This is a genomic window from Bacteroides stercoris ATCC 43183, from assembly GCF_025147325.1.
Lineage (GTDB): Bacteria > Bacteroidota > Bacteroidia > Bacteroidales > Bacteroidaceae > Bacteroides > Bacteroides stercoris.
Genome location: NZ_CP102262.1, coordinates 789,288 through 802,482, shown reverse-complemented (window position 1 = coordinate 802,482; position 13,195 = coordinate 789,288). Strand labels below are relative to the sequence as shown.

The window sequence follows — 13,195 nt, the reverse complement described above, 5'->3', positions numbered from 1 at the left end:
TATATCATTCTATTTATTTAATTCTGTTATAGTATCTCCAGTTACCATAGATAGGGCAGTTATTACCATACTTTTCCCATGGATATTTTGCTGAGAATTCAGCCGCAACCGCTTTTTCCGCATCATTAAGAATCGGCAGGTTAAGCAACTGTGCCTCTTCTTCCTCATCGGTCGGACAATCCGGCATGTTATCGGTAAATTCTCTTTCATTGTCGAATCCTGAAAGGTCTCCTTCGTAGTCTCTTCCTTCCTGATTGAGAATCAGAATGGCAGCGCCCCAGCATCCTCTATATTCGTGGTTGATCATCCATTGAGGTAGCTTGCCTGTAAAACGGTTCAAATTGATAGAGAGATATTTCAACTTAGGCAGGATTTCTCCTCCTTCGAAGTCTGTTTTAGCAAGGTCGGGAACTTGTCCATGCAGGTAGTTATAAGAAAGATTCAAATATTCCATATTCGGGAAATAGGTAAATATTTCTTTAGGAAGTGTACCTGTCAAACCTATATGACGTCCTGATACGGGATCGATACCATTAGGTGTATCAGCCAAGTTTTTGGTTGCATCACCGTCTACAATACGGCAAGAAGCCAGATTTAGATATTTCAGTTTCGGTCCTAAATTTTTCAAAGGCTTGATAACGTCGTCTAAGCTTTGGAAAGTGTTGGCGCTTAAATTCAATTCTTCCAGATTTTCCATATCGCCTATCGAAGCGGGCAGCTTGGAAATACCATAGCCGAACAATGATAAACTTTTTAATTTTTTCAGTGTAGTGACCACGTCACCTAGTTCAATTTCTTTGATGTAAGAGTTTGAATTGGATGTTATGGCAAGAGTCTCCAACTGGTCCAAATACTTAAGTTGGTCGGGTAAGGATTCTTTCGTCTCAATCATGGAAAGAGTAAATCCTACAACACGCTCCTCAGTACGTTCTTCTTCAATGGTACCGTCATTGTATGTATAAGTAACAGGTCTTGTCTTGACGTTGTTCCAGTGTGTGATAGGACGGCTGGTATTCCATGGAACACCTACGTTCAACATACGCGCTACAGTCAGCAGAGCCAATGAGTCGCCGGTTCTTGAAGGGATGATGCGCGGAGCTTTTTCCTGAATCACACCTACTTCTGATACAATGCCGTCAGTACGTCCGGTTTCGATATATTGCAAATCGGCTCTACGTTCGCTATCCCATTCGATATGGGTCTTGAAGTAAAGACGCACTTTTTGTTTGCGTGGAATGGTAGTTTCCGCATTAAACTCTTCCTCGTACTTTGGGCTGTTTTCGTCCTTGAAATATAGCCATTCGCGGGCTGTTTCCGGGATTACTACCTTATAAGATACGTTGGCTGTAGCCTCGATGTCTACATATGCTTCGTCCAGCGGTTTGTAATGAGGTACGTGCAACGTGTCGTCCTGCAGGCTTTCAAATTTGATGGCACGTTCGTATCCGCCTTGCTGAATCTTCACTGTATATTCGCCCGATACGGTACGGAAAGTAATCAATCCCTCACGTTGCGTATACATATATGATGAGTCGGCTTTAACCACGCAGACAGCGCTGCCTTCACCGTTGGCAGGAGTTATCATATACCAATCGGCATCAGAAGAAGCAGTCCATCGTTCGTTGGTTGAAATCTGAAGTGCCACCTCACCGCCGTTATCAGGCAATTCGATGCTTTCTTTATCAAGTCGGAAGCCTGTGATACCTTCTTCGTCATCTTTGCAAGAGCTGATACAGACAGCTAACCCCATAAAAGCTATTGCTAAAACATGTTTATAATTCAGTATATTCAATTTCATAATTTCTCTTATTTATTTATATCCAAATCCAATGCCGGACAACCTAATATGTACTGGTCTGAATCAAATCCCAACATGTATGTTCCTTTAACAATTGATTCGCAAACACTGGACGGAATCGTCATTTCCAGGTTTGGATTATCTGCAACGTTAAATTCCATCAGTATGCCTGGGAAATCTTCTTCCGAAATTATCCGGATGTCATTGCCCGATACATCCAGAAAACGCAAACCGAATACCTGGTCCATACCGCTTGGGAATTCTTTCAGACAACGTGTGTTGCCATCTCTGTCGGTCTGGCTGGAGATATAAAGTTTGTACAGTCTTTGTACATTGAATACCTCTATCGGAAATTTAGAGAAGCAGTTTTGACTCAGATTCAAGCCAGTCAGGTACGGGAAAGTCTCTACATTGAATTTGTAAGGAATGTAGCGCAAATTGTTGCCCGAGAGGTCCCATGCCTGAAGATTCTTGAAGTACTGGAAACCGTCTGTATAAGTAATGGAGTCCAAATTACAGTTCATTGTTTCCAAGTTTTGGATGGATACGCGCTCGGGAGACTGGCCGTTTTCTGTAGCTTTGGCAAAAGCAGAAGGGAAGTAGCTTACTCCGTTTTTAACCTCGCCAATCGGATTCCAGCTCAATGAAAGCGTTTCAGTGCGGATACCCTTGAAGTCTTCCGGGAACTTGGAAATCCGGTTGTCTGTAAAATCAATGGTTTCAGCTGCATATTTGCCGTCTATTGCACCTTGATTAAACAATAACGGGAATTCTTCGATGTGGTTGCTGACAATTGAGAATTTTTCAATGTCATTGGTTCCGCAGAAAAACTGCTCTACTTTGGTAATCAAATTATTATCAAAGAATGCTTGTATAGGTGCAAACTTCGGAGCAAATTCAGCATTTTCTTTTTGGGGCAATTTAGTCAGTTTATTATCCGTCATGTCGAGCATAACAAGATTTTCTGCATCTAATATACCCATTGGGAATTCGGTCAGTCCGCATTCCTGTGCATAGAGTATCTGTAGGTTCTTAGAGCTATTGAACAGTGCATTCAAACCTTCCATCATCTGTTTACCGTCCGTATCACCTTCGATGGAAGTCGTACTGAGGTTCAATGCAATGATATTCTGCATCTTCTTCAATGCTTCGGGGAATTCTTCCAACTTACAGTTATAGAGTTCCATATCTGTCAGGTTGGGCAATTCTACCAATTCCTCAGGAAGATTGGTAATCCGGCCATTGGCGATATACAGAATTTCCAACTTTTGCAAGTTTTTGATAGTGGTAGGAATGCTTGTAATTCCGTTGAATATATCGCCCTTGTTCACATCGTATGTAGCATGCTCGGCATAAGTATAAGCCTGTTTCTTCTGGTTGCACATGGGAGATGCTTTGCGGCGAGGATGACGCAGAGCCAGTTCTTCGCGGGCAATGGACAAACGGTTTTTCCGTAAATCCACTCCTTTGTGATAAAGACTGTATTTACTTAATTTGTAAGAAACACTTTCGGTTTCATATAAGTCATCATCATGTTTTCCCAACCACAGGCTTTCCAGTTCGGTCAGTTTACCCAATGCCTCGGGAATGTCTCCTTTGGCATTGAACGAACCCAAGTCCAATGATTTCACACGGCCGTCAGCATTTACTTGTACACCCGGTTGATTACCCCATTCATCGATGGGACGACCATCGAATTTCCAGTTGGATTTGGCTACATAAGTTTCGCCCGCATAACTCCAATTTGGACCATCCATTGCTTTCCAAATTTCATAAAGAGCCATATAATCGGAAATGGCTTTCATGTTTTCAGGATAGGTTACATCAATGTCCTGTTTGTTAAGTACATTAGGAGCTACGGTAATCTCGATGTTCGGATTGGTAACGAGCAACAGATTCTGGCGCTTCTTGTCATAATACTTCACTTCCGTAACGGTATATTCACCTGCAACCAGTGAAAGTGTATCAGTGTGGAAATAATCCGCATCGGTTGCCAAGTATACTTTTGCTTGTGAGGTACGTGCCACTTGGCTACCCATTTTGTACGTAACGTCTACCTCGGCTATCTGGTCGTACTGGAACAGTGTCTCATCTTTTGCAGTTGCGCGTGTAGATGCGTTGTTCACCTTATCCATCTCTTCCTGATAATTGGAGAGGTCCTTTATCAGATTAAAGCTGATTTTACCTCGTAAGGTAGCTTCTACATTAACATCTATTTCTGTGAGATGTCCTTGTGCGATTTGGAAGTTTAAATCGCCCGGATAGCCGTATGCTAACTCTTCCGGTGTATCTTTGCCCGGTTTTACTGCACCGTAAATAGTGTAACTCATCAATTGATAGTCACCGGTCAGTAATTCTATTTTTTCTGTTATCAAGCCTGCACCTTCAGCTTCCGGTACGGAAGAAAGTCCTAAAGTTTGAACGACAGTCAGACCATCACAGTCCAACTCGAGTTCTATCTTTTTAGCATCTGCCATATCGTTTAAGGCACGTGTGGTACCCTCGGCAAACAGACGTAACTGCAAGTATCCTTTTCCTCCTGCAATTACAGCATCATCCTCATCGGAACATGCTGTAACTGCTAACAAGGAGAGGAAGGAAAAGAATAAGTAGGTTATATTTTTCCTTAAATTCATCGTTGTTTTTCTCTTATAAATCATTATTCTTTACCTTTTTGTGTAATAGTAAACTTACACAATAATTCATTTCCTGTATCTGCTACAAATCCGCAAGATCTCTCTGTGCGTGGTGATGGGCTTTCATTTTCAGTAATTGTCAAAGTGCTACTAACACTACCATCTTCATTACCCTTAATTGTAGCAGTAACGAATGAATCCGGGGCGTCTGGAGCATAAGAAGCTATACCGTCCCAACCTTCTTGATAAGGTTCGCCCGTTATTCGATAATAGAATCCTAAACCGTCAGTTTCCATATCGATATTATTTGCTTCGAGCACTACTTGGAATTCACCGCCTGTTGCGGGAACTGTAATATTACCATCTTTTAATTCATAGATGGTACCACCTAAAGAAAGTCCTTTAACAACAAATTCATAGTTTTTCTTCAATCCTTTTTGCTCGACTTTGATGAATTTGTCTTCGTATTCGGGAAGTAGTTCACCATCCTCGTCAAATAGATCTGCAAACGTTTCAACTGTATTCGGAACAACAAATAATGCCAAGTAACGTTTTTTAGATGCAGCGTTAGGATCCATAGGGCTCTCATATATGTAGCGATCTTTTAAAATCAAATCATACTCTTGGCTTTCTATTTTACTTCGGGTAGCAGGTTTAGGTCTAACCATTGCCCACCATTCATCTGCATTATCATCTTTCCCATTTATATACGTATTTGTAGGGCGGTTATTTACCATTTTAGCCAAATAACAGTTAGTATTGTCTCCTGCCTTTACACTAAAACTTTTAGAAATACCTTTGCCAAAATCATCTATTTCTGTATTTCCTTCAGCCTCAAAAGTATAATATCCGTTTTCAGTATTTTGCTGACCGAAACCTTCTGCATTAACCGAAATATAATCATTCCCGGCTCCATTAAATTTAACAGTCAATGGAGTAAATTCGATTTCTCCGGTTTTGTTTCCAGTAATTTTTAGCGATGCAGGCTCATATTTTTCTGTATCCAGATACTCGTCTTTTAATGAAAAGATAAGAGTTTGTTCAGATGTAAAGAAATCCGCTTCACCAAATGGAGCAATTCCCTCTTGGTCGGTTATACTCTCGCCTGTGATATTTTCGATAACCAGCCATTCGGGCAAGTCGGAGAATATTCCTTTAAAATTGGAAGTAACCGTTACTATTTTTTTAAAATTGTCATCTATGTCTCTTTCAAGACTAAACTCGCTTATTTCTTCATCATTAACAGTAAAGGTAACCGTGGGCACAATGTTTACTTTTACTTTATAAGACACAACTACGGGAGTTGCTTTGGTTGCACTTTTGTAAGTAAATGAAACGGATGCTTCTTCCGAAAAAGAAGAGAGTTTTTGGGGATCTGCGTAGAAGCTTATATTTTTGCTGACGCCATTGTCACCAGCTTCTGTAATTTCGTAGCTTAACCACTCTTCTGCGATTTCGACCGTCCAGTCATAATTGCTGACTACTTCTACAGTACCTGCGATGCTACCAGCTTCATTATTGATCTTCAGTTCCATACTATTGTCACTGTTACCGTCACCGTCGGGCGTGTTGAACACCAGTTCGGCATCAATTCCGTGTTGAACAACTGTTACTACAACAGGTTCTGCGTTATTATTGCCGGCAATGGTTATTTTTGCCTCACGGTTGGCGACTTCTTTGTTTTCTTTTACAGTGACGAGAATAGTATGTTCACCGGCCGTACCTCTTTTTTTGTCAAGAGATAACCAGCCGTGAGATGTTTTAGCTTTCCATTCTCCTGTAGCGGTAAACTTTATATCGAAGGTGATAGCTGTAGCGCCTTCGGCAGGTTTTGCCAACACAGCTTCACTCTCATTGGAGGACAGTTCTATCTTTGAAGATAAAGAACTCTTGTCGTCGTCATCACTACAAGCTGCAAATATTGCCAGTGTAAGGCATGCGGCAAACATTGCTTTTAAATAAAAAAATGTAGTTTTCATACTGTGTTATTTTAGTTTTCAGATAGTGCTCTGAGGCTCAAAATAGAACCTCCTGTATTGATTTCACCGTTGTCCATTTCCCAGGCTTCTTCTTTGGTGATGCATTTGAAGATGTATTGGTATACGCCAAAACTACCTACTTGCGGGATATACATTTCCAGATAAAGAATAAAGAAACGGTCGGGTACATTGAAGTACGAAGGATACATCTCTACAGAGCGTAAATAAATGGTACCGTAATTGCTGTCTTTAAACGCTTCCTGTTCAGGTACGTTAATGACATAATTCAGCGGGTCGCTGTCATCGAAAATGAGTCGGATGGGATACAGGTCGCTGAAAGCGTTCTTTAATTTGATTGTATGGTCATCCACCACTTCGGCATCCACACGTATCTGCTGCAATTGGTCACCGAACGGGAAAGAAGCGAGCATATATGTGTAAGCGCCCGGATACATGAAATTATCCATACTGAAAGGATAGCATTTCTGCATATCCACACGCGTTACATTACCGTACAGGTCGAGTTCTTCGTCTTTCGGTTCCAACAATCGCAGGCTAATAACCAGGCTGTCTTCACGAGCTACATTGGCGTATGTCGGTTTCAGTTTTACTATACCCACACGTTCACCGGCTTTGATAGTGATATTATTGGTGCCATCTACAAAATCGAAATGATAGCCGCGTATGGCTGTAGATTTCTCATTGATGATTTCTACAGCATAGTTGCGGTCATAGTCTGTGGCATTGGTAGCCGATACGGGTACTTCAAACACCTTGTCGTCTTCCAATACAGGCATGGTATAGACAGAGTCGGAGAACATTACGTAGTCTCCGCCGTTGTACACCACGTCTTCCGACTGGCAACCTACAGCCAGCAGTGCCGTTAAAGGCAATGCCCATAGAACTTTTAAAAGTTTCTTCATTTTTGCTAATCGGGTTTTATTGTTAATTATTACTTCCATTACTTCTATTGCCTTTTACCACTCCGTTGGTAGCCTCAATCTCATTTTTGGGGATAGGCCATGTAAAGAGCGGATGGTCTTTCGTACGTTTCAGTTCATTGTTGCTCGGTCCGTCCATTGTATAAAGCTGTTTTTTGCGTACCAAGTCAAGTCCCCAGCGCTTCATGTCCGAAAGACGGAAACCTTCCATGTATAATTCGCGTATGCGTTCGTTGCGGATTTCCTTAATGAGGTCTTCACCTTCAGCACTAAAGCTGCCGAACGACTGATAACGTTTGCGTTTCAGTGCTGTAAGGTCTTGGGAAGCTTCCGTAGCTTTTCCTAAATTGTAATAAGCTTCGGCGCGAATCAGATATACTTCCGAAAGGCGGAGAGGTTTCGGCATGTTGATGAAATTCTGCTGCAGACCACCATCCAAATTCGGGTTGCCCGGATATTTTACAATCATGTAAACAGTGTTTCCGGCCGAATTTTCCTGTTGCGCACAGAATACGCTCGTACGGAAGTCGTTGCTTTCATATAAATTCAGAATTTGCTCGGAGAAGATATATTGCGGGTTGTAAGTAGCTCCGTTATAGTTAAGGAACACATTGCCCAGGCTTCCTCCATAGCTGTCGGATGACATGGCTACTTTCCAGATGATTTCATCGGCTTCATCATATCTCCACATATATTGATATTCGGATATCTGAGTATCGCCTACAGTAGCATAGGGAGTAGTGGCATCGGCCAATGTATAGATTTTGCTTCCGATAACTTTGGTAGCTGCTTTCACGGCACCTTCATAGTCGAGCATATATAGGCAGACACGTGCACGGAGCGCATTAACGGCACCGATACTGAAGTAGGGAGAGTCGGCAACCGAACGTTCGGCCGGTATATATTTCTCGGCTTGTTCCAGGTCGTCCAGTACTTGTTTGTAAGATTCGTACAGTGTGGAACGCTTTACCTTGGGAACCGCTTCGGCATACGTCATCGGAAGTGAGATACCCATATCCGGAGTATCTTTGTTTTCTTCCGTATATGCCTCACAGAAAGTACGGATTAAATCGGCAAAAGCCAGCGCACGGGCAAAATATACATCACCCAAACGCTTTTCGAAAGTCTTTTTATCTTCTTCTTTCGTCAGTGTTTCATACACTTGGTCTTTGTAGTCCAGAAAGAAGTTGCAGCGGGCTACAATCTGGTAAAGTCCTGCATAAATGCTTTCCACGTCAGTATCGTTGGGTTTTATTTCCCAGCGGTAGGCAGCCGTATACTGTCCCATGTTGGTGGAAGAAGCATATGCCATATCTGCCTGAATATCGGGCAGGATAGTCAAAGGACCACTATAAAGCGCACCGTTTTTAAACGCGCTATAAATACCGGTCACAACTTCGCTGCAATCGTCCAATGTCTTCATGGCGTCTTTTTCCGGAATAGCCGAGTCCGGATAGCGGTCCAGAAAATCACTGCACGATGTCGCTCCCAAAGCAAACAGGAAGCAAAGCGATGCTATTTTTATTTTTTTCATATATATGCTGTTATATAATTTATTACACATTAAAAACCTATCTCAAGTCCTATGGAGAACTGGCGAGACATCGGATATTGCGCCGCATAGATGTTCATGCTCGATTCCGGGTCCATGCCCTGGAACTTCGTGAATGTAAGTAGATTTTGTCCTTGTGCATATACGCGGATATTCTCAACTACTTTCAACGGAGCAAGCAGGTTGGCGGGCAATGTATAAGAAACCATCAGGTTTTTCCAACGCAAGAAAGACGCGTCTTCCAAGAAACGGCTGTCCAACTGTGCGGCGATGCCGTAACGAGGAACTGTGGCTACGTCGCCCGGTTTCTTCCAGCGGTCGTAAAGCATTTTCTTCGACTGGTTATAGTTGACGAACGTACCGTTGCTTTCATTGAAATAGCGGTCGTTGTTCATCATCCAACGGTCGGCCACCCAACTGAACTGAGTAGATACGGTAAGTCCTTTCCAGGAAAGGGATGTACCGAAACCGCCCTGCCAGGGAGCGATATAGCTTTTACCTACCAGCACTTTGTCTTCGTCCAGACATTCGTTGGTGAGGTTACCGTTTTTGTCGTACCACAAAGCATCACCATTGGCGGGGTTGACTCCAGCGAAACGGTTGGTGTAGAACTCACCGAAAGAGTGTCCTTTTTTCAGGAACAGACCGGTGGTAGAGAGTTCGTATTCATCGCGACCCTCATAGAGTTCCTTGATTTCATTTTTGTTGTAAGATGCGTTGGCTGAAACAGTCCAAAGGAAATCTTTGAATTTCAGCACATTTACATTCAAGTCCAGGTCTACACCGCGGTTAACCATGGCACCCATGTTGCTCCAGCGGGTGGAGTATCCGCCTACTACGGAAACGGGAACAGCCATCAGCATGTCCGAGGTATATTTGTTATAGAATTCCGCAGTCAGGTTAAATCTGTTCAGGAATCCCAATTTCATGGTGATGTTCAGGATAGTGGTCTTTTCCCAAGTTAAGTCTTCGTTTCCTTTGGAGTAAGGAGCAAGACCCGGAAGAACCTGGCCTTCGAGTCCGTAGATAGGACCGCCTGCCACTAATGCCAGATGATCATAGTCGGGGATGGAAGAGTTACCGGATGTACCGATGCTGGCAAGTAGCTGTGCGTTGTCCAGCCAAGATACATTTTCCAAGAAGCTTTCGGCTTTTGCATTCCACATTGTACCTACCGACCAGAAGTTGGCCCAACGCGAATTGGTACCGAAACGTGAAGATGCATCCCGGCGTGCGCTGAGGTCAACGAAGTATTTACCTAAATAGTTATATTCCGCACGACCGAAGAAAGAGAGGTAAGTACTGCCGCTTCTTGAATCGGTAGGAATATCGGCACGGGTTGCAGCAGACAGGTTCACAAGATAAGAGTTTGTCTGTCCGCGGCCTATTACGGAGAAAGCGTCAGATTGGTTATCCACAGCTTCCTGTCCCAATAGCACATTGAAGTGATGATCGTCTTTGATGTCGAACAAATAAGAGATGGTATTGGTCCAGGTAAGGTTCGTTGCACGGGAGAAACCGCGGCCAATGGCACCTTCACCCTGGTTGCCGACAAAGTCGGGAGAAGTTTCGTTGTTGCTTCTCATATCCAGGAAGTCTATACCTCCCAATGTACGGAGCGTTAAACCGGGGAGCGGACGCAGTTCGGCAAAAGCCGTGGCAATGACTTTCCATTTGTTCGTATCGTTCCAGTTAGTTGTCTGCCACTCCATAGGGTTAACATTGGAACCAGTCCAACTTCCGTCGGCGGCAGAAGCCCAGCTTCCGTCTTCTTTATAAGGGTTCCAGTAGGGAAGCATCAGGCGTGACGCGGAAATAGGAGTAGAGGTTGTGTACTCTCCTTCCTGAGCTTCGCTTATTTTTTCGTATGCGAAAGTGGCGTTGCTTCCTACTTTGAACCAATTGTTGATTTTAGCTTCCAGGTTGGCACGGAAAGTATAACGGTCGTAGCTGGACCCAACGGCGATACCGTCTTGCGAAAATATATTTCCTGAGATGAAGTAGTTAAATCCGCCTTGCGTAGCTCCGCTTGTTTGGATTTCGGTGCTGTAGAAACTTGCAGCATCGTTATATACTACATCACGCCAGTCTATGTTTGTGCGTTCCAGCAGTTCACGGTCGTATGAACCCGCCTTACGCAATCCTATTTCTTCTTCATAGTTAAGTCGTTCGGTCGTATTCATTACGTCCCATTTGCCATAGGCAAGTGAAGATACACCGTATTGTGCACGTACTGCAATCTTACCGTTATCTCCTACACGTCCGCGTTTGGTGGTAATCACAATTACACCGTTGGCTGCACGTGCTCCATAGATGGAAGTGGAGGAGGCATCTTTCAATACCGATACGCTTTCTATATCACTGGGGTTGATAGCTGAAAAGTCTTCTGACGAAACGGCTACTCCGTCCAGGATAAATAAAGGTTCTGTACCAGCATTGATAGAGTTGATACCGCGGATTTTGAAATTAGCTACGGCACCGGGTTCACCGCTGCTGGACAAAACCTGTAATCCTGAAGCTTGTCCTTGCAGTGCCTGGTCGAAACTTGGAGTAGGAACAGCTTCCATGATTTTGTCTTTTACAACCGACATTGAACCTGTTGTTGTTCCTTTCTTACGCACACCGTAAGCCACAACTACCACTTCATCTACCATTTCCGCACTGGATTCCATCTTCAAATCAAAGCGGGTGGCAGCCGTAAACTCTTTTTCTACAGTTTTCATACCAATATAAGAAAACTGTAAACTCGTAGGTGATTTTGTCACCATAATACTATAATTACCGTCAACATCGGTAATTACACCATTTGTTGTACCTTTTTCTATAATGGACACACCAATAACCGGTTGATTGTCATCAGCCGAGATGATTTGTCCCGTCACCCGAAATCCATTTTGTGCAAGCACATAAGGAATCTCGAATAATGTTAAAAGTACAAACCAAAGAATTGATTTTCTCATCCTTGTCTTTAAATTATTATTGATTAAAATTGAATTGATAAATGCCTAATGTTGTAGAATTTCAGAAAGTAATTATCTAAAAATTAAGTGTCATCACGCTTTTTTATGTTTCTCCAAACAAAAATTCTTTTTGACACTGTATACAAATTCATTTTATTTTGTTAAAATTAAGCCTGTTATTATCGGGGCGCAAAGATATTAAATTAATAATAATAAGGTTTGAAAAAAAGAAAATAATAAGGTGATAAAATGTAAGTATATAGAAACGATATATTATATAAATATAAAGTAAAATATCGTTTAAACGCTTTTACTATTACATTTTGATAAATACAGAGGGAGTTGTATGTATAATATATGCTACATACAATGACATTATGTTGTTTAAATTTGTAAGCTTAAAAAAGGTTAACAGTTAGCGAAAGCTCCATAAATTTAAATCTTGCATGGCTTCAACCTTTTTCTCAACATCATCCGGCAGAGCAGGAAAAAAGTCAATGCCAGTGATGCGTTCCACTTCATCCACGCTGTTGACATAGTTTTTTAACGGATGATTTCCTGATAAATTTTTAAAGATAAAGCCAATGGCTTTAGGATGCCCGTTGCGGGTACTGAGTATGACTTTGAAGAAAGCTTCGGGCACGGTAACTTTGTGTTTCCTGCCTATGGTACGGTGTTTTTGCCGGTAAAGAATCGGACCGCATACGATGTATAGCTTTCCTTCTTTTTTTGTCCACAGGCGGCAGGCATCTTCCAGTTCTTTCCAGTCGCCCCGGTTCAGATTGTGGTTTTGGGGGCAGATGTTGGTCATGTAGAAACTTTCCTGCATGGCTTTCCAGTGCCAGCGGTTGTCGCCGGCAGGGCACATGTGTCCGCGGTCCATGCCGGAGCGTTTATAATCGTCGGTAGTCACAGCTTGGCTTTCGGGCAGGTCGGGGTCGGGCAGGAATTTGTCGGTACGGCTTTCCCGCTCTATCAGTTTTTCGGGTGTCAGTTCCCATGCCACCCAGTTGGGTATCTTATGTTCGCGGTTGTACGAAGTGGTATAGCCCTTGCGGTGCAATATCTGTTCGGGTACGTTTTTCAGGGGAGCGGGAAGCAGGGGGCTTCCGGTGATGGCGGGTGTTGCTTTTTGCGTTATCCTCTCTTTAATTACAGGAAGCTTGTCTTGCAGCGCACGGGCTATCGGTTCACGGCAGATGAGTGCCAGACATGCCAGCACTATCAGGTAAATCACTCCTTGAGATTGCTTCTTGCTGCTTTTTCTTTTTGCCATGACGATACGGTTTTCTTTTCCTGTTATTAAAGAGAGGCGGTTTGCAATTGCCG

7 protein-coding genes are annotated in these 13,195 nt (G+C 42.9%); all 7 read right to left on the bottom strand.

What is annotated here, in order from left to right; genetic code table 11:
- Positions 1–13: 13 nt before the first annotated feature.
- The 7 genes from NQ565_RS03400 to NQ565_RS03370 all read right to left on the bottom strand — a co-directional run bounded on the left by NQ565_RS03400 (position 14) and on the right by NQ565_RS03370 (position 13,142).
- Positions 14–1,798, bottom strand: coding sequence for a BACON domain-containing protein (locus tag NQ565_RS03400; RefSeq protein WP_005655762.1), 1,785 nt, complete (start codon positions 1,796–1,798; stop codon positions 14–16).
- Positions 1,799–1,806: 8 nt separating this feature from the next.
- Positions 1,807–4,434: a DUF4458 domain-containing protein gene (locus NQ565_RS03395; RefSeq protein WP_175456001.1), complete on the bottom strand. Its 2,628-nt coding sequence runs from the start codon at positions 4,432–4,434 to the stop codon at positions 1,807–1,809.
- Between the two features lie 23 nt (positions 4,435–4,457).
- On the bottom strand, positions 4,458–6,413 hold the full coding sequence (locus NQ565_RS03390) for a BACON domain-containing protein (RefSeq protein ID WP_005655760.1): 1,956 nt from the start codon (positions 6,411–6,413) through the stop codon (positions 4,458–4,460).
- An 11-nt stretch (positions 6,414–6,424) separates the two neighbouring features.
- Positions 6,425–7,336 carry a DUF4984 domain-containing protein gene (locus NQ565_RS03385; protein WP_162487333.1) on the bottom strand — a complete coding sequence of 304 codons (912 nt, stop codon included), beginning with the start codon at positions 7,334–7,336 and terminating at the stop codon, positions 6,425–6,427.
- A gap of 22 nt (positions 7,337–7,358) precedes the next feature.
- Positions 7,359–8,888, bottom strand: coding sequence for a RagB/SusD family nutrient uptake outer membrane protein (locus tag NQ565_RS03380; RefSeq protein WP_040316032.1), 1,530 nt, complete (start codon positions 8,886–8,888; stop codon positions 7,359–7,361).
- Positions 8,889–8,917: 29 nt separating this feature from the next.
- Positions 8,918–11,866, bottom strand: coding sequence for a SusC/RagA family TonB-linked outer membrane protein (locus NQ565_RS03375; RefSeq protein WP_005655755.1), 2,949 nt, complete (start codon positions 11,864–11,866; stop codon positions 8,918–8,920).
- A 415-nt stretch (positions 11,867–12,281) separates the two neighbouring features.
- Positions 12,282–13,142, bottom strand: coding sequence for a DNA/RNA non-specific endonuclease (locus NQ565_RS03370; protein ID WP_022104196.1), 861 nt, complete (start codon positions 13,140–13,142; stop codon positions 12,282–12,284).
- Between the last annotated feature and the right edge of the window lie 53 nt (positions 13,143–13,195).

Coding starts and splice junctions, on each gene's coding strand:
- NQ565_RS03400 (WP_005655762.1), bottom strand. CDS start 1,798: ATGAAATTGAATATACTGAATTATAAACATGTTTTAGCAATAGCTTTT.
- NQ565_RS03395 (WP_175456001.1), bottom strand. CDS start 4,434: ATGAATTTAAGGAAAAATATAACCTACTTATTCTTTTCCTTCCTCTCC.
- NQ565_RS03390 (WP_005655760.1), bottom strand. CDS start 6,413: ATGAAAACTACATTTTTTTATTTAAAAGCAATGTTTGCCGCATGCCTT.
- NQ565_RS03385 (WP_162487333.1), bottom strand. CDS start 7,336: ATGAAGAAACTTTTAAAAGTTCTATGGGCATTGCCTTTAACGGCACTG.
- NQ565_RS03380 (WP_040316032.1), bottom strand. CDS start 8,888: ATGAAAAAAATAAAAATAGCATCGCTTTGCTTCCTGTTTGCTTTGGGA.
- NQ565_RS03375 (WP_005655755.1), bottom strand. CDS start 11,866: ATGAGAAAATCAATTCTTTGGTTTGTACTTTTAACATTATTCGAGATT.
- NQ565_RS03370 (WP_022104196.1), bottom strand. CDS start 13,142: ATGGCAAAAAGAAAAAGCAGCAAGAAGCAATCTCAAGGAGTGATTTAC.